This is a genomic window from Cellulomonas avistercoris, from assembly GCF_014836445.1.
In the GTDB taxonomy this organism is placed as follows: domain Bacteria; phylum Actinomycetota; class Actinomycetes; order Actinomycetales; family Cellulomonadaceae; genus Cellulomonas; species Cellulomonas avistercoris.
The window spans coordinates 158,460-176,189 of record NZ_JACSQV010000001.1 but is presented as its reverse complement, the minus strand read 5'-3'; the positions used below and the strand labels follow the sequence as shown (position 1 = coordinate 176,189).

The window sequence follows — 17,730 nt, the reverse complement described above, 5'->3', positions numbered from 1 at the left end:
CACGGTCACGACGGCGCGCGACCCCCGGGCCCGCGGTCGTGACGTGCGCCCGGCCCCCCCGACCTGCGAGCATGACCCGCGTGTTCGCACGCCTGGGTCGCACCGTCGCCCACCACCCGCGTCCCACGGTCGTCGTGTGGCTGGTCCTCACGGTCCTCGGCTACGCCCTGGCGGTGCAGGGCCTGCACGGGGAGAACCTGTTCGACCGGGTGGCGACCGGCTCGCCGGGCGTGCCGGGCACCGAGTCGACGCGCGGGCAGGAGATCCTCGCCGCGGAGCGGACGACGGGCCCGAGCGTGAACCTCGTGCTGTCCGGGCTCGACCCTGCGGACCCTGAGCTGGGGCCCGCGCTCGAGCCCGCGCGCGCCGAGCTGTCCGCGATCGAGGGCGTGGCGTCCGTGATCGACCCCCTGGTGCTGCCGGGCGGTGTCGAGAACCCGGCGTCGGCCCCGCTGCTCGCCCAGGACGGCGACGGGTTCCTCGTGGTCGTGGAGCTGGCGCCCGACCTGACGCAGGACGCGCAGGCCGCCGCGCTCGACGCGGTGGAGCAGCGGCTGCTCGAGGTGCCGGGCGAGCTCGCCGCCGTGGCGCCCGACGTCCAGGGCGTGGTCGGCGCCGAGCACCTCATCGTCGACGAGATCACGCAGCAGGTCGAGGAGGACCTGCGCACGGGTGAGGTCGTGGCGCTGCCGATCGCGCTGCTCATCATGGTGGTCGTCTTCGGCGGGTTCCTGGCTGCGGCGATGCCGATGGTGGGTGCGCTCGCCTCCATCGCGGGCGGGCTGGGCTCGCTGCTCGCGCTGACGTACGTGATGGACGTCGACGCGTCGGTGGTCAACGTGGTCACCGTGCTCGGGCTGGGTCTGTCGATCGACTACGGCCTGCTGATCGTGTCGCGGTTCCGCGAGGAGCTGCACCGCAGCGTCGGCACCGACGACGGCGCGGGCAGCCGCCGGCGCCGTGGTGACGGTGCGGTCGTCGCCGCGGTGGAGCGGACCATGGCGACGGCGGGCCGCACCGTGGTGTTCTCCGCCGTGACGGTCGCCGTCTCGATCGCCGGCCTGCTGGTGTTCCGCCCCGACATCCTGCGCGCCGTGGGGGCGGGCGGCGTGGCCGTCGTGCTGGTGGCGGTCGCCACCGCCGTCACGCTCGTCCCGGCGCTGCTCACGATGACGGGCCGCCGCCTGGCGAAGCCGGGGCTGCTGGCCCGCGTGCCGGGACTGCGGCGCGCGTCGGACGTGCGGCACGAGGAGGGCGCGTTCTCGAACCTCGCGGGACGCGTGCAGCGCCACCCGTGGTGGGTCATGCTCGGGTGCGTGGCGCTGCTGGCCCTGCTGGCGGCGCCGGCGCTGCGGATGGAGCTGCGGATCAGCGGCCTCGAGCTGCTCCCGGCGGGCACGACGCAGCGCGAGTACGTCGCCGACCTCGAGGAGAACTACCCGGCGGCGTCGTCCCCGGCCGTCACGGTCGTCACGGCCGCGTCGCTCCCGGAGGCGACCGCGTGGGCGCAGGAGATCGCGCAGCTGCCGGGTGTCGTCGCTGTCGACCCGCCGGCTCCCGTGGGCGCGTACGTCGTCCTCGGGGTGCGCGCGGACACCGACGACCCGGGCGGTCCGGCGGCCGCCGACGTCGTGCGCGAGGTGCGAGGGCTCGACGTGCCGTTCGAGCGGTGGGTGGTGGGTCAGGCCGCGTCGCAGATCGACTTCACCGACGCCCTGCTGGCGCGCGCACCGCTCGCGCTCGGGATCGTGGGCGTGGCCACCCTGCTCCTGCTGTTCCTCATGACGGGGTCGGTCGTGATCCCGGTGAAGGCCCTGATCACGAACGCGCTGTCCATCGTGGCGTCGCTCGGGGTGCTGGTCTGGGTGTTCCAGGACGGCCACCTCGAGGGGCTGCTGGGTTTCACGTCGACGGGCGGGATCGAGACGTACGTGCTGGCCCTGGTCGTCGCGTTCGCGTTCGGGCTGGCGATGGACTACGAGGTGTTCCTGCTCTCGCGCGTCAAGGAGCTGCACGACGACGGCCTGCCCACGGACGAGGCGGTCCGGCTCGGGCTGCAGCGGTCCGGGCGGATCATCACGTCCGCCGCGGCGATCATCATCGTCGTGTTCGCCGGCTTCGTCGTGGGTGACCTGGTCGTCATCAAGCAGGTCGGCTTCGCGCTCGCGTTCGCGGTGCTGATCGACGCGACCGTGGTGCGCCTGTTCCTCGTCCCGGCGACCATGACGATCCTGGACCGGGCCAACTGGTGGGCTCCCGGCCCGCTGCGCCGGCTGTACGAGCGCTTCGCGATCCTCCACTGAGCGCACCCGGGTACGGTCCACCGGTGCACCCGTCGCCGCCGTCCGGCGCCCCGCCGCTCGATGCCCCGCGGCCGCGCACGCGAGCGCTGCTGGCGGTCCCGGTCCTCGTGGTGCTGGTCACGGGGCTCGCCGTGTCGCGCGGCGACGGGCTCGCCGCCGATCTCGCCGGGGGTGCGCTGTACGCCGCGCTCGTGCACCTGCTGGTCCTGCTCGCCGTCCCGGCGGCGCACGGGGGCCGCGCCGCCGCGGTGGCGCTCGGGGTGTGCGTCGCCGTGGAGCTCGCCCAGCTCACGCCCGTCCCGGCGGCCGTCGGGGAGATGTGGCCGCCCGCCGCCTACGTCCTGGGGTCGACGTTCGTGGCCACGGACCTGCTGACCTACCTCGCGGGGGTGCTCGTCGTGGCGGGCGTGGAGGCCCTCACCGGTCGACGCCGTCGTCGCACCTGACGCCACGGGGCGGTCGCCGAGCACGCGACGCCGTCCTGCACGAGCCTGGACCCGGGGACGACACCCGGGGGTGGTCCGGATGGAGTGGTTCGACGCGGACGGGTACACGCTCGCGCGCGAGCTGGTGCAGCGCGGCGTCGCGGCCGTCCACGTCGTCGCGTTCGTCGCGGTGCTCCGCCAGTTCCGCCCGCTGCTGGGCGACCGTGGCCTGCTCCCCGTGCGGGCGTTCACGGCGCGCGTCCCGTTCCGGGCGAGCCCGAGCCTGTTCCACCGCTGGTACAGCGACCGGCTCGTCGTCGTCGTGGGGTGGGTCGGCGTCGTCGTCGCGCTGACCCTCGTCGTCGGCCTGCCGCAGCAGGGCCCGCCGTGGCTGCCGCTGCTCGCGTTCGCCCTGCTGTGGGCGCTGTACCTGTCGGTCGTCAACGTCGGGCAGGTCTTCTACGGGTTCGGGTGGGAGTCGCTGCTGCTCGAGGCGGGGTTCCTGGCGGCCTTCCTGGGGTCCGACGACGTGGCGCCGCCGCTGCCGGTCCTGGTGCTGCTGTGGTGGCTCGTCCTGCGCCTGGAGCTGGGGGCGGGGCTCATCAAGCTGCGCGGCGACCCGGCGTGGCGGGACCTGACGGCGCTGTACTACCACCACGAGACCCAGCCGATGCCCGGTCCGCTCAGCCGGCTGTTCCACCTGCTGCCGCGTCCGCTGCACCGGGTCGAGGTGCTGGCGAACCACGTGACGCAGCTGGTGGTGCCGTTCGGCCTGCTGGTGCCGGGTCGGGTCGCGTCGTGCGCCGCCGCGATCATGATCGTCACGCAGCTGTGGCTCGTGCTGTCGGGCAACTTCGCGTGGCTCAACTGGCTGACGATCGTGCTGGCGTGCTCCGCGATCGACGACCCGTCGTGGCGCTGGGCGCTCGGGCTCGTGGGCGTCGACCTCGGTCCGGTCGCACGCGTGGGCGACCCGCCGACCTGGTACGTGGTGGTCGTGCTGGCGATGGCGGTGCTGTGCGTGTGGCTGAGCCGTCACCCGCTGCGCAACCTGCTCTCGCGCCGGCAGGCGATGAACGCGTCGTTCAACGCGCTGCACCTCGTCAACGCCTACGGCGCGTTCGGCTCCGTGACACGGCGGCGCACCGAGGTGGTGGTGGAGGGCACGCGCGACGCGGACCCGGGGTCCGCGACGTGGCTCGAGTACGAGTTCCGCGGCAAGCCCACCGACGTGCGCCGGCTCCCCCGCCAGTACGCGCCGTACCACCTGCGCCTCGACTGGGGCATGTGGTTCCTCGCGCTCGGCTCGTCGTCGCAGCTGCGCTGGTTCGTGCCGTTCCTCGGTCGTCTGCTCGACGCCGACGGTCCGACGCTGCGCCTGCTCGCGCACGACCCGTTCGACGGCGAGCCACCGCGCTGGGTCCGCGCCCGCCTGTACCGCTACCGGTTCACCACCCCGGCGGAGCGGCGTGCCACGGGGCAGCGGTGGGTCCGCGAGCCCGACGGCCTGCTGGTCGACGCGACCGACAGCGCGCGGCTCGCCCGGATGCGGTGACCTGCGCCGCGCGTGCGCCGTCAGGCGATCAGCGACTGGCCGCCGTCGACGAACACCTCGGTGCCGGTCACGTGCCCGGCGGCGTCGGACACCAGGAAGGCGATGACGTCCGCTACCTGCCGCGACGAGCCGGACTCGTCGCCCGTGAGCGGGATCTGGCCCTGCGGGTACTCGGCGGGCACGCCGATGCCCTCGGTGTCCCGCTGCTCGGTGCTGTCCAGGATGTTCGTCTCGATCGCACCGGGGCACACGGAGTTGACCCGCACCCCGCGCGGGCCCAGCTCGACCGCCGCCATGCGGGCGAACGCGACCTGACCGGCCTTGCTCGTCGAGTACGCCGACGCACCCGCCGTCGTGAAGGTCCGGGTGCCGTTCATGGACGAGACGACGACGACTGCACCGCCCTGCCGGACCAGGAGCGGGACGGCGTAGCGGACGGTGAGGAACGTGCCCGTGAGGTTGGTGGTGAGCGTCGCGGCCCACTCGTCCGGCTCGAGCTGGTCGATCGGCGCCCACACGCCGTTGATCCCCGCGTTCGCGACGACCACGTCCAGGCGTCCGAGCTCGCGCTCGACGCGCGCGTAGACGTCGCGCACGGCGGCGGCGTCACCGACGTCCGCGGCCACCGCGAGCACCGTGCCGCCGCTGCCGCGGATCTCCTCGGCGACGTCGTCCGCACTGTCCTGGCTGTGCCCCAGCGCGACCACCGTCGCACCGTCCTGCGCGAGGCGCACCGCGGTGGCACGCCCGATGCCCGATCCCGCGCCCGTGACCAGCGCGACCTTGTCCTGCAGCGTCATCGTCCGCCCTCCCGTGGTGCGACACGCCGACGCTAGCCAACGGGGACGAGGACCGCCCGGCGAGCGGGGGCCGCCGGGGACGTCAGGGGTGGGTGACGCCCGGCGGTCCGTAGCCCGCGTTCTCGACGTCCACCCGGAACCCCAGGGCGGCGTAGACGCGGCGGGCGTGCACGTTGTCCGCGTACATGCCCAGCGAGACCCACGACGCGCCGTCCTGCAGGGCACGCCGGGCAGCCGTCGCGGTGATCGCGGCACCCAGACCCCGGCCGCGTGCCGCGGGCACGACGCCGAGTCCGTGCAGGTGCATCGACGGCGCCGACCCGCCCGGGCGGGTCGAGACGCCCAGCACACCGAGGAGGTCGCCGCCGTCGCCGGGCACACCCCACCACCCCACGTCGTCCGGGGCACCCGGGCGGTCGCGCGTCGTGGGGTGGCCGACGTCGAGGCACGCGTTGATGGCTGCGGCGTCACGCACCGGGTCGAGCGCGACCACGGCGTCCTCCCCCGGCTGCCGCGGCGGCGGTGCGTCCGTCGTGAAGCGGTCCCAGGAGGTCTGTCGTCGGATGCCCGCCGCGTCCAGCACCTGGGCGGGCACGTCGACGGCTCGCGGCACCGTGGCCCACCGCAGGCGGCCGCCGTGCCCGGCCAGCGCGTCGGGCACGAGCGCCTCGAGCTGGTCGACGTCGCCGAGCGCCCACAGGAGGTCATCGGCGGGCGAGTCGACGAGGAGCACGACCGCCGCGTCGTCCTGCGCGAGGACAGACGCGGCGGCCCAGCGCTCCCGGCCGTCGAGGACGTCGCGCCGCGCCCGCAGCACGGGCGGGAGGCGCTCCATCAGCCGTGCGGCCACCCGAGGCCCCCGCGTCAGTCCTGGGCGGCGGCGCTCGGCGCCGGCTTGGGCTTGACGTCGACGCCCGTGTCACGGCGCTGCTCGGGCGAGATCGGGGCCGGGGCACCGGTGAGCGGGTCGTAGCCGCCGCCGGACTTCGGGAAGGCGATGACCTCGCGGATCGAGTCCGAGCGCGTCAGGAGCGTGACGATCCGGTCCCAGCCGAAGGCGATCCCGCCGTGCGGCGGGGCGCCGAAGGCGAACGCGTCCAGGAGGAAGCCGAACTTCTCCTGCGCCTCCTGCGGCCCGATGCCCATGACCTCGAACACGCGCTGCTGGACGTCGCGGCGGTGGATACGGATCGACCCGCCACCGATCTCGTTGCCGTTGCACACGATGTCGTACGCGTACGCCAGCGCCTCCCCCGGCGCCTCCTCGAAGCGGTCGACCCACTCCGGCGTCGGCGACGTGAAGGCGTGGTGCACGGCGGTCCAGGCGCCGCCGCCGACCGCGACGTCGTCGTCCTCGCCGGTCGGCTTGAACAGCGGCGCGTCGACGACCCACACGAAGGACCACGCGGACTCGTCGATCAGGCCGCCGCGGCGTCCGATCTCGAGGCGTGCGGCACCGAGCAGCGCACGCGCGTCGGTGACCTTGCCTGCGGCGAAGAACACCGCGTCGCCCGGCTGGGCACCGACGGCCGCGGCGAGACCGGCCCGCTCCTCGTCCGTGATGTTCTTGGCGACCGGTCCACCGAGCTCGCCGTCCTCGCCGACCGTGACGTACGCGAGACCCTTGGCGCCGCGCTGCTTGGCCCACTCCTGCCACGCGTCGAAGCCGCGCCGGGGCGTGCTGGCACCGCCGGGCTGGACGACGGCCCCGACGTACGGCGCCTGGAAGACGCGGAACGGCGTCGCGGCGAAGTACTCCGTGAGGTCGGTCAGCTCGAGCCCGAAGCGCAGGTCCGGCTTGTCGCTGCCGTAGCGACGCATCGCCTCGGCGTACGTCATGCGCGGGATCGGCGTGGGGATCGTGTAGCCGATGAGCTCCCACAGGGACGTCAGGACGGCCTCGGCCAGCTCGATGACGTCGTCCTGGTCGACGAAGCTCGCCTCGACGTCGAGCTGGGTGAACTCCGGCTGCCGGTCGGCGCGGAAGTCCTCGTCGCGGTAGCAGCGGGCGATCTGGTAGTACTTCTCGAGCCCGCCGACCATGAGCAGCTGCTTGAACAGCTGCGGCGACTGCGGCAGCGCGTACCAGCTGCCCGGTGCGAGGCGGGCAGGGACGACGAAGTCGCGCGCGCCCTCCGGCGTCGAGCGGGTCAGCGTCGGGGTCTCGACCTCGACGAAGCCGCGCTCGTCGAGGACCGCACGCGCCGCGCGGTTGACCTGCGCCCGCAGCCGGAGCGCGTGGGACGGTCCCGCCCGGCGCAGGTCGAGGTAGCGGTAGCGCAGCCGCGTCTCCTCGCCGACGGGCTCGTCGACGGACGCCGAGACCTGGAAGGGCAGGGGCGCCGACTCGTTGAGCACCACGACCTCGTGCGCGACGAGCTCGACCTCACCCGTGGCGAGGTTCGGGTTCTCGTTGCCCGCGGGACGCCGGCCGACCTCGCCGGTGACCTGCAGCACGTACTCGGCGCGCAGGCCGTGCGCGACGGCCTCGTCGCGGATGACGACCTGGGCGATGCCCGAGGCGTCCCGCAGGTCGACGAACGCGACCCCGCCGTGGTCGCGACGCCGGTCCACCCAGCCCGTGAGGGTGACGGTGGTGCCGATGTCCTCGGCCCGCAGCGAGCCGGCGGTGTGGGTGCGCAGCACGGAAGGTCCTTCAGGTCGGGGTCCGCGCCCGGATGGGCGCATGACGATCATAGGTGCGCCCGCGCGGGCGGCCCACGCGGGATCGACGGCCCGGCGCGTGCCGCCCACCGCGCGACGACGGTCAGAACAGCGCGGGCTGCAGCTGGGCCGCGGCCGGGTGGGCCTCGCCGTCCCGGCGGGCCCAGCGCAGCCCCTCGGCGTCCGGCTGCGGCCGGTCGAGGCCGTGCTTCGCGAGCAGCGGCCGGACGCGCGCGTCGAGCCACGCGCGGTACTCGGCGTGCACGTACGACCCGCCCCGGAACACCCGCCCGTACCCGGCCACGAGCTCCGGCCGCTCGCGCGCGAGCCACGCGAGGAACCACTCGCGCGCGCCGGGCCGCAGGTGCAGCGCCATGACGCTGGCGCCCTGCGCACCCGCCTCCGCGACGGCACCGAGCAGCCGGTCGAGGTGGTCGGTCGAGTCGGTGAGCCACGGCAGGACGGGCGCGACCAGGACCTGCACGGGCAGGCCCGCGTCCCGGACCGCCCGCACCAGCGACAGCCGGGCCCGGGCGGTCGGCGTGCCGGGCTCGAGCTGCTGCTGGAGGTCGTCGTCCAGCACGGCGATCGACACCGCGAGCGACACGGGCACGTCCTGCGACGCCGCGGCCAGCAGCGGCAGGTCCCGCCGCAGCAGGGTTCCCTTGGTGAGCACCGACAACGGCGTCCCCGAGCCCGCGAGCGCCTCGATGATCCCGGGCATCAGCGTGTAGCGCCCCTCCGGGCGCTGGTACGGGTCGGTGTTGGTGCCGAGCGCCACGTGCTCGCGCGTCCACGACCGGCGGGTGACCTCGGCGCGCAGGACCTCGGCGACGTTGGTCTTCACCACGATCTGCGTGTCGAAGTCCTTGCCTGCGTCCAGGTCGAGGTAGCGGTGCGTGCCGCGGGCGAAGCAGTAGGTGCACGCGTGGAGGCAGCCGCGCATCGGGTTGACGGTCCAGCGGAACGGGACGGCCGACGCGTCGGGGACGCGGTTGAGCGCGGTGCGCGACAGCACCTCGTGGAACGTGACGCCGGCGAAGTCGGGCGTGCGGACGCTGCGGACCAGGCCGGGGAGCGTCCGCAGGTCCAGGCCGGGCAGGGCGTCACCCTCTCCCGCCTCGATCTTCTGCCCGTCCCAACGCACCCGGTGATTCGAACACGTGTTCGACGCCCGGTCAAGGTGTCGCGACGACGGAGACCTCGACGGCCGTGACGGCGGGTGCCGCGGGGACGGACGAGAAGCCGAACCGCACGGGCGGGTCCACGCGGCGCAGGCCACCGAGGGGCCGGTCGCCCCACCGCGCGTCGAGGGCCACGACCGCGTGCTGGTCGCGCGCGGCGTACACCTCCGTCGACCCGTCGCGGCCCCGGCCACGCGTGCGGACGCCCGGGACGACCGCACGTGCCGCCGCGTCGACGAGGCCCGCGGTCGCGCGGGCGCGCACGACGACCGGGGGGACCAGCCCGAGCAGCGCTCCCACCGGCGTGCGCGCCCCGATCGTCAGCCGCGCGCGCAGGGGCCCAGCGACCACCGTCCACGTGCGCGACGTCGGTTCGGCGACGACGCGCACGGGCACCACGTGCACGGCGTCGAAGGTGTACAGCCGCGTGATCAGCTCCACCACGTCGCTCCGCGGCGCCAGCAGCACCCGCGTGCCGTCGGGGTGCTCGACCATGACGTCGGCGAACCCGCCGAGCGGTGAGCGTCGCCAACGCCCGACCACGAGCCGTGTGCCGTGCGCCGAGCCGGCGCCCGCGATGTGCCCGTCGAGGACGACGGGCTCCGGGGCGACGTCAGGGGCGACGGTGGGCACGCCGCCACGCTAGGCGCGGGTCGACCCGGCCGCACCACGGCGCGACCGGGCCTCCCGCGGCGCTGCGCCCGTCAGCCGGCGGCGACGACGCGCGGCAGCAGGTCCTCGGCGGGCGGCTCCCACGTCGCCGCGTCGACCGGCGTCTGCTCGCCCGACCGGATGTCCTTGACCTCGTCCTGCGCGGGTGCGCCGTCCTCGTCCGTGTCGCCGACGAACCACACGAACGGGATCCCCCGGCGGTCGGCGTGCTTGATCTGCTTGCCGAACTTCGCGGCGCTCGGCGCGACCTCGGTGGGGATGCCGCGCGCGCGCAGCGCCGCGGCGACCGCGTCCGACGCCGAGCGGCGCTCCTCCGACGTGACGGCGACCAGCACCGCGGTGGGCACCGAGCGCGTCGCGCGCACGAGCCCCGCGGACAGCAGGCGCGAGACGAGCCGCGACACACCGATCGACAGGCCGACCCCCGGGTACGTCGTCGTGCCGTCCGACGCCAGGGTGTCGTAGCGACCACCGGAGCAGATCGACCCGAGGTCCTCGTGGCCGACGAGCACGGTCTCGTAGACCGAGCCGGTGTAGTAGTCGAGCCCGCGTGCGATCTTCAGGTCCGCGACCAGGACGCCCGGGGCGCGCTGTGCCGCGGCGGTGACGAGGGCGCCGAGCTCGCCGAGGCCCTCCTCGAGCAGCTCCGTGGACGCCCCGTGGCGCTCGGCGAGCTCGCGCACCCGGTCGACGACGGACGCGTCGCCGCCGTGCACGGCCGCGAGCTCGAGGCACGCCGCGGCCTGCTCCGGCGTCGCACCGGCCTCGGCGACGAGCAGGTCGGCCACCGCCTCGGGCCCGACCTTGTCGAGCTTGTCGATGCCGCGCAGCACCGCCTCGACGTCCTGGAGGCCCAGCCCGCGGTAGAAGCCCTCGGCGACCTTGCGGTTGTTCACCAGGATCCGCACGGGCGGGACGCCGAGGTCCGCGAGCGCGCCCAGGGCGTCGGCCATCACCAGCGGCAGCTCGACCTCGTAGTGGTACGGCAGCGCACCGGAGCCGACGACGTCGATGTCGGCCTGCACGAACTCGCGGAACCGGCCGTCCTGGGGCCGCTCGCCCCGCCAGACCTTCTGGATCTGGTAGCGCCGGAAGGGGAACGCCAGGCGCCCGGCGTTCTCGAGCACGTAGCGCGCGAACGGCACGGTGAGGTCGAAGTGCAGCCCGAGCTGCCCCTGACGGTCGGCGGGCTCGTCGGCGGCCGCGGGCTCGTCGTGCAGGCGGCGCAGCACGTAGACCTCCTTGGAGGTCTCGCCCTTGCGCAGCAGCTGGTCGAGCGGCTCGACGGCCCGCGTCTCGATCCCCGCGAAGCCGTGCAGCTCGAACGTGCGGCGCAGCACGTCGAGCACGTGCTGCTCGACGATGCGCCCGTCGGGCAGCCACTCGGGGAATCCGGACAGGGGTGTGGGTCGCGCCATGCCTCCGATGATCCCAGACCGGCAGGGCCGTCCCGCACCGGCGTCCACGTCGCGGGAGCCCGCGCGCGGGAGCCGTTCAGCGGGCGCGGGCCAGGTACGGGTTGGTCGCCAGCTCGGTCGCGACGTCCGTCGCCGGTCCGTGGCCGGGCAGCACGCGCGACGCGGGCGGCAGGGCCGCGACGACGTCGCGCAGGGTCGCCGCCATCGCGGCGTCGTCGCCCCCGGGCAGGTCGGTGCGCCCGATGCTGCCCGCGAACAGGACGTCGCCGGACAGCACGACCGGGTCCTGCTCCCCCGCGTCCACCAGGTACAGCGTGGAGCCCTCGGTGTGCCCGGGCGCGTGGCGCGCGACGACGCGCACGCCGCCGAGGTCCAGCTCCACGTCACCGGTGCGGCCGCTCCCGGCGGCACCGAACGGCTCGACGCTCTCCGGCGCGCGCCAGGACGCGACGTCGACCCCCGCGGCGCGCAGCGCCTGCGCGAGCGGACCGGACGGGTCGTGGCGGGGGTCCAGCACGCCGAGCGTCCCGAACGGGTCCTCGAGGCGGTAGGCGTCACCGGCGTGGAGGACCACCGGCACGTCCAGGTCCCTCGACAGCGCCGGCGCGTCCCACGTGTGGTCCGCGTGACCGTGCGTGACGAGCACCGCCCGGACCGTCAGCCCACGGGCCGCGACGAGCTGCCGGACCTGCAAGCCGGCACCAGCACCGGGGTCCACGACGACGCACGCGCCGTCCTCGCCCACGAGCACGGAGCACCGGGCGGCGAAGACGGGGGCGACGACCGTGAGGATCTCCATGCCCCGCACGCTAGACGAGCGCGCGCACGCGCGCCGCGCCCGGCGTGGCACGCGTGCGTCCACGCGGGTGCGCCGGTGCACGACGACGCCCCGGCCTTGCCTAGACTGTCCGGGGTCCGGCATGTGTCCGGTGGTCGCAGGCCTGACGGCGACGGTGCCCGAGCAGACGGCGCCGCACGCTGTCGGCACGACGAGACGAGGAGAGCGGTGTCTTCGAAGCGCGAGCGCGAGTACGAGCGCCGTCGGTACGAGAAGCTGCACGCACGCCAGCTGCAGGCGCAGCGGGCGCGCCAGCAGCGGATGCGGGTGATCGCCGGCGGCGTCGTCGCGGTGCTCGCGCTCGCCGTGGGGGCTGTCGCCGTCGTCAACTTCTCGCGCGACGACGGTGCACCGGCGGCCGCCGCGACCGACGACCCCGCCGCGAACGCGGCCCCGGCGGAGACCTTCCCGCCGCGCACCGGCAACGGCGGCGTCCTGCCGGAGGCCTCGCTCGCCGAGGACCGGACGTGGACCGGCACCCTCACGACGTCCGCGGGGGCCGTGGGCATCGAGCTCGACGGTGCCGCGGCACCCCAGGCGGTCGCGAACTTCGTGACCCTGGCCGGGGAGGGCTACTTCGACGACACGATCTGCCACCGCCTCGTGCCCCAGGGCATCTACGTGCTCCAGTGCGGCGACCCGACCGCCACCGGCACGGGTGGCCCGGGCTACACGTGGGGTCCGATCGAGAACGCACCGTCGGACGACATGTACCCGGCAGGCACGATCGCCATGGCCCGCGTCGGCGGCGACGCCGCCTCGATGGGCTCCCAGTTCTTCCTCGTCTACGAGGACTCGCAGATCCCGTCAGACACGGCGGGCGGCTACACCGTGTTCGGCCACATCACGTCCGGTCTGGACGTGCTGAAGGCCATCGCTGACGCGGGGACCCAGGACGGCAGCGAACGTCCGGTCACCGACGTCACCATCGAGGGAGTGGAGATCCAGTGACCGAGCACCCGACGACGTCGTCCCCGGACGACGCCGAGCAGGCTCCCCCTCCCACGGGCGACCCGGTCGGCACGACCGCGCCGGACGTGACCGAGGCGCCCGAGGTGGCACCCGTCGACGACGCGGCAACGGCCGACGCGACCGAGCCCGAGCCCACGGCCGAGGCCGCACCGGAGGAGCCCTCCGGCGAGGCCACCGAGGAAGCCACCGAGGAGCCCTCCGGCGAGGCCTCCGAGCCCACGGCGGAAGCCGTCACCGAGGAGTCCTCGGGCGAGGCCACCGAGCACGCGACGACCGAGGCCGCTCCCGAGCCGGCACAGGACGTGACCGCGTCCGAGGTCCCGGCTGACGTCCCGACGGACGACGTCACGGACACCCCGGCCGACGGCACGCCGGCCCCGGCAGCACCCACGCCCGCTCCGCGTCCCTCCCCCGCGTCCGTGCGCCCGGTCCCGCGGCCCGTGCCGCGGCCGTCGGCTGCCGCGACGTCGCCCGCCGGTCCGGTGGTGCCCGTCCCGACCCCCGACGAGGAGGCCGCGGCCGCGCACGCCGCCACCTTCGGCCGCGTCGACGAGGACGGCACCGTGCACGTCGTCGAGGCGGCGGGCGAGCGCGTCGTGGGGCAGTTCCCCGGTGCGAGCGCGCCCGAGGCGCTCGCGCTGTACGTCCGACGGTTCCTGGACCTGCAGGCGAAGGTCGCGCTGTTCGACGCGCGGCTGTCCGCGACCGACCTCTCGGTCAAGGAGATCGACCAGACCCTCACGCGCCTCACCGAGGAGCTCGCCGAGCCGGCCGCCGTGGGCGACCTCGACGCGCTGCGCGCACGCCTCGAGGGTCTGCGGGCCCGGGCGGCGGAGCGACGCGCGCAGGCCGACGCCGAGCGCGCCGCGGCGCGGGAGGCGGCCGTCGCCGCACGCACCCAGATCGTCGAGCAGGCCGAGAAGATCGCCGCGACCGACCCGTCACGCATCCAGTGGCGGCCCGCCGGCGAGCAGCTGCGCCTCCTGCTGGACCAGTGGAAGGACGCCCAGCGGTCCGGCCCGCGCATCGACCGGCCCACCGAGGAGTCGCTCTGGAAGCGGTTCAGCCACGCCCGCACCACGTTCGACCGCGAGCGGCGCCACTTCTTCGCCGAGCTCGAGGCGCGCAACTCCGAGGCGAAGACCGTCAAGGAGCAGCTCGTGGCCGACGCGGAGCGGCTGGCGACGAGCACCGACTGGGGTGCGACGTCCGCGGCCTTCCGCGACCTCATGACCCGCTGGAAGGCGGCCGGGCGGGCCAACCGCCAGGTCGACGACGCGCTGTGGGCCCGGTTCCGGACCGCGCAGGACGCGTTCTTCGCCGCGCGCGACGCCGCGAACCAGGCGATCGACGAGGAGTTCCGCGCGAACCTCGAGGTCAAGGAGGCGCTGCTCGTCGAGGCCGAGGCGCTGCTGCCGGTCCGCGACCTCGGCGCCGCCAAGGCCGCGCTGCGCTCGTTGCAGGACCGGTGGGACGCGGCGGGCAAGGTGCCGCGCGCCGACGTCCAGCGGGTCGAGGGCCGGATGCGGGCCGTCGAGACGGCGGTGCGTGAGGCCGACTCGGCGCAGTGGCGTCGCAGCAACCCCGAGACGCGTGCCCGTGCCGAGGGTGCGGCCGCGCAGCTGGAGCAGGCGATCGCGGGCCTCGAGGCCGACCTGGAGAAGGCGAAGGCCGCGGGTGACCAGCGCCGGGTCACGGAGGCGCAGGCCGCGCTCGACGCCCGGCGCGCCTGGCTCGAGCAGGTGCAGCGCGCCGCTCAGGACGCCCGCGGCTGACGCTGCGACCCGTCCGTCCACAGGATGCCCGTCCGCTCCCCCGTCCGGGGAAGCGGGCGGGCATCCTGGCTCCCATGATCGTCTGCGACCCGTCCGCGGCTCCGGCCTCCCTGCAGCGGCTGCGTCCGCGTCCGCCGGCGCCCGGGCCCGTCGTCGTGCGACGCGACGACGTCCCTGCCTCGGCGTGGACCGGCCTGCACCTCGACGGGGTGCTCGCGCCGCTCTGGGGCGACGTCGCCCGGGTCCGCGGGACGCGCGAGGACCCGGCCGTCCGCGCGAGCGCGTTCGCGCCGCTGGTGCCGGCGCGCGGAGCCGTCGGGCGGCTCGCCGCGGCCTGGGTGCACGCCGGCGGCGCACCGCCGCGGCGGGTGACCGTCCTCGTGCGCTCGGGAGCCCGGCGGCCCGATCCGCACCCCGACCGGACGACCGCGGAGGCCGACCTCGTCGACGAGGACCTGCAGACCGTGGGCGGTGTGCTCGTCACGACCGTCGCGCGCACCGCGGTCGACGTCGCGCGCTGGGTGCCCGCACCGACCGCGGTACCGGTGCTGCGCATGCTGCTGCCGCACGGCCTGGACCCCCACGAGGCCCTGCGCCGGATCGACGCGCACCCCGGTGGCCGCGGGCTGCGCACCGCGCGGGCCACCCTCCGGCAGGTGTGAGCCGCGGGCCGTCGTCGGCTGCTCCCAGGCGTCAGGCCCGGATCGCCGGCTCCTCGGCCCCGCGCGACCCGGTGATCCGGTAGACGTCGAAGACGCCCTCGACCTTGCGGACCGCGCTCAGCACCGACGCCAGGTGCGACGGCTCGGCCATCTCGAACACGAAGCGCGAGAGCGCGACACGGTCCCGCGAGGTCGAGACCGACGCCGACAGGATGTTGACGTGGTGGTCGGACACGACCCGGGTCACGTCCGACAGGAGCCGGCTGCGGTCCAGGGCCTCGACCTGGATCTGCACCAGGAACATCTGCGAGCTGGTGTGCGTCCACTCCACCTCGACGATGCGCTCGGGCTGGCGGCGCAGGGCCTCGACGTTGAGGCAGTCGGTGCGGTGCACCGAGACCCCCGCGCCCCGCGTCACGAACCCGACGATCTCGTCGCCGGGCACGGGCGTGCAGCACTTGGCGAGCTTGACCCACACGTCGTCGACGCCCTTGACGACCACGCCGGGGTCGCCGCTGCGCACCCGGCGGCCCGTCGCGCCCGGGCGCGCCGCCTCGGCGAGGTCCTCCTCCTGGGCCGGCTCCCCGCCCAGCGAGTGCACGAGCCGCTGCACCACCGACGCCGCCGAGGCCTGGCCCTCGCCGACGGCCGCGTACAGCGCCGAGACGTCCGCGAACCGCATCTCGTGCGCGAGGGCCACGAGTGCCTCGTGCGACATGAGCCGCTGGATGGGGAGGTTCTGCTTGCGCATCGCCTTGGCGATGGCGTCCTTCCCGTGCTCGATCGCCTCCTCGCGGCGCTCCTTGGTGAACCACTGCCGGATCTTGTTGCGCGCCCGGGGGCTCTTGACGAACGCGAGCCAGTCACGGCTGGGCCCGGCGGTCTCGGACTTGGAGGTGAAGACCTCGACGACGTCGCCGTTCTCGAGCGTCGAGTCCAGCGGCACCAGCCGGCCGTTGACGCGCGCACCCATCGTGCGGTGACCGACCTCGGTGTGCACCGCGTAGGCGAAGTCGACCGGCGTGGAGCCGGCGGGCAGCGCCTGCACGTCGCCCTTGGGCGTGAACACGTAGACCTCGGCGCCGGCGATCTCGTCGCGCAGCAGGTCGAGGAACTCGGCCGGGTCGGCCGTCTCCCGCTGCCAGTCGACGAGCTGACGCAGCCACGTCATGTCGTTGCCGGCCGCGTCCTGCGGGCCGTTGCTCTTGGCGGTCTCCTTGTACTTCCAGTGCGCCGCCACCCCGTACTCCGCGCGACGGTGCATGTCGTGCGTGCGGATCTGGATCTCGACGGGCTTGCCGCCCGGCCCGATCACCGTCGTGTGCAGCGACTGGTAGAGGTTGAACTTCGGCATCGCGATGTAGTCCTTGAACCGGCCGGGGACCGGGTTCCACCGCGCGTGGAGCGCGCCGAGAGCCGCGTAGCAGTCCCGGACGGTGTCGACGAGGACACGCACGCCCACCAGGTCGTAGATGTCCGTGAAGTCGCGGCCGCGGACGATCATCTTCTGGTAGATCGAGTAGTAGTGCTTCGGCCGGCCCGTCACGGCCGCCTTGATCTTGGCCGACCGCAGGTCGGCACCGACCTGGTCGCGCACCGTGGCGAGGTACTCCTCGCGCGCGGGCGCGCGCTCGGCGACGAGGTGGACGATCTCGTCGTAGACCTTGGGGTAGAGCGTCGCGAACGACAGGTCCTCGAGCTCCCACTTGATGGTGTTCATGCCCAGCCGATGGGCGAGCGGCGCGTAGATCTCGAGCGTCTCGCGCGCCTTCTTCTCCGCCGACGCCGCGGACACGAACTTCCACGTGCGCGCGTTGTGCAGGCGGTCGGCCAGCTTGATGACGAGCACGCGGATGTCGCGGGACATCGCCACGACCATCTTGCGGACGGTCTCGGACTGCGCCGCGTCACCGTAGGTGACCTTGTCGAGCTTCGTGACCCCGTCGACGAGCATCGCGACCTCGGGCCCGAAGTCACGCCGCAGCTGGTCCAGGGAGTAGTCGGTGTCCTCGACGGTGTCGTGCAGCAGCGCGGCCACGATCGTGGACGGTGTCATGCCGAGCTCGGCGAGGATCGTGGCGACCGCGACGGGGTGCGTGATGTACGGGTCGCCGCTCTTGCGCATCTGGCCCCGGTGGGCGTGCTCGGCGACGACGTAGGCCTGCTCGATCACCGAGAGGTCGGCCTTCGGGTGGTTGGTGCGCACCGCGTGCAGCACCGGCTCCAGCGCCGGGTACGCGGGAGCGGACCGCCCGGAGAGACGTGCCAGACGTGCCCGCACGCGACCCGTCGAGCCGGTGGCCGGCTCGACCTCGGGCGCGGTCGGGGCCGCGGCGGCCGACGCGCTCTCCTCCGGGGGCGCGGCGACGACAGGCACCGGTGACGTCACGGCGTCAGCCCCTGCTCCGACCTTCTCCGCCATCGCCGCTCACCCCCTCCTGTCGTTCGCACGATTCTACGAC

The 17,730-nt window shown here is 74.6% G+C and carries 14 protein-coding genes; 6 read left to right on the top strand and 8 right to left on the bottom strand.

All coding sequences use genetic code 11. The annotated features are described in order from the left end of the window. Positions 1 to 71 precede the first annotated feature (71 nt). The 3 genes from H9657_RS00815 (at position 72) to H9657_RS00805 (ending at position 4,283) form a co-directional block, all read left to right on the top strand. Positions 72 to 2,303: an MMPL family transporter gene (locus tag H9657_RS00815; protein WP_191779367.1), complete on the top strand. Its 2,232-nt coding sequence runs from the start codon at positions 72 to 74 to the stop codon at positions 2,301 to 2,303. 23 nt (positions 2,304 to 2,326) lie between these two features. Then, positions 2,327 to 2,749 (top strand): ribosomal maturation YjgA family protein, encoded by a 423-nt coding sequence (locus tag H9657_RS00810; RefSeq protein WP_191779365.1) that lies wholly within the window; start codon positions 2,327 to 2,329, stop codon positions 2,747 to 2,749. 79 nt (positions 2,750 to 2,828) lie between these two features. After that, positions 2,829 to 4,283 (top strand): lipase maturation factor family protein, encoded by a 1,455-nt coding sequence (locus H9657_RS00805; RefSeq protein ID WP_191779364.1) that lies wholly within the window; start codon positions 2,829 to 2,831, stop codon positions 4,281 to 4,283. A 20-nt stretch (positions 4,284 to 4,303) separates the two neighbouring features. Here H9657_RS00805 and H9657_RS00800 read toward each other — a convergent pair whose 3' ends face one another. From H9657_RS00800 to H9657_RS00770, 7 genes are all read right to left on the bottom strand, one after another. Next, positions 4,304 to 5,083, bottom strand: a complete 780-nt coding sequence (locus H9657_RS00800) for an SDR family oxidoreductase (RefSeq protein ID WP_191779362.1) — start codon at positions 5,081 to 5,083, stop codon at positions 4,304 to 4,306. Between the two features lie 82 nt (positions 5,084 to 5,165). After that, positions 5,166 to 5,933 (bottom strand): GNAT family N-acetyltransferase, encoded by a 768-nt coding sequence (locus H9657_RS00795; protein ID WP_191779361.1) that lies wholly within the window; start codon positions 5,931 to 5,933, stop codon positions 5,166 to 5,168. Positions 5,934 to 5,947: 14 nt separating this feature from the next. Then, on the bottom strand, positions 5,948 to 7,729 hold the full coding sequence (gene aspS, locus H9657_RS00790) for an aspartate--tRNA ligase (protein WP_191779359.1): 1,782 nt from the start codon (positions 7,727 to 7,729) through the stop codon (positions 5,948 to 5,950). A gap of 121 nt (positions 7,730 to 7,850) precedes the next feature. Next, positions 7,851 to 8,894, bottom strand: a complete 1,044-nt coding sequence (locus H9657_RS00785; RefSeq protein ID WP_191779357.1) for an Rv2578c family radical SAM protein — start codon at positions 8,892 to 8,894, stop codon at positions 7,851 to 7,853. A 31-nt stretch (positions 8,895 to 8,925) separates the two neighbouring features. After that, entirely contained in the window at positions 8,926 to 9,564 is a 639-nt protein-coding gene (locus tag H9657_RS00780; RefSeq protein WP_191779355.1) for a hypothetical protein, read from the bottom strand. 71 nt (positions 9,565 to 9,635) lie between these two features. Then, the gene (gene hisS / locus H9657_RS00775; protein ID WP_191779354.1) at positions 9,636 to 11,021 is read right to left on the bottom strand and encodes a histidine--tRNA ligase; all 1,386 of its coding nucleotides are present in this window, start codon (positions 11,019 to 11,021) and stop codon (positions 9,636 to 9,638) included. Between the two features lie 76 nt (positions 11,022 to 11,097). Next, complete coding sequence (locus H9657_RS00770; RefSeq protein WP_191779352.1) at positions 11,098 to 11,820, bottom strand: MBL fold metallo-hydrolase; 723 nt, start codon at positions 11,818 to 11,820, stop codon at positions 11,098 to 11,100. A gap of 207 nt (positions 11,821 to 12,027) precedes the next feature. Here H9657_RS00770 and H9657_RS00765 point away from each other — a divergent pair, with 207 nt between their 5' ends. From H9657_RS00765 to H9657_RS00755, 3 genes are all read left to right on the top strand, one after another. Next, positions 12,028 to 12,810, top strand: coding sequence for a peptidylprolyl isomerase (locus H9657_RS00765; RefSeq protein ID WP_191779351.1), 783 nt, complete (start codon positions 12,028 to 12,030; stop codon positions 12,808 to 12,810). Then, positions 12,807 to 14,606 (top strand): DUF349 domain-containing protein, encoded by a 1,800-nt coding sequence (locus H9657_RS00760; RefSeq protein ID WP_191779349.1) that lies wholly within the window; start codon positions 12,807 to 12,809, stop codon positions 14,604 to 14,606. Before H9657_RS00765 ends, H9657_RS00760 begins: the two co-directional genes overlap by 4 nt. Positions 14,607 to 14,680: 74 nt before the next feature. Next, positions 14,681 to 15,268, top strand: coding sequence for a hypothetical protein (locus H9657_RS00755; RefSeq protein ID WP_191779347.1), 588 nt, complete (start codon positions 14,681 to 14,683; stop codon positions 15,266 to 15,268). A gap of 31 nt (positions 15,269 to 15,299) precedes the next feature. On the opposite strand, the gene H9657_RS00750 is transcribed toward H9657_RS00755, so the two are convergent. Continuing rightward, complete coding sequence (locus H9657_RS00750) at positions 15,300 to 17,690, bottom strand: RelA/SpoT family protein (RefSeq protein ID WP_191779345.1); 2,391 nt, start codon at positions 17,688 to 17,690, stop codon at positions 15,300 to 15,302. Positions 17,691 to 17,730: the final 40 nt, after the last annotated feature.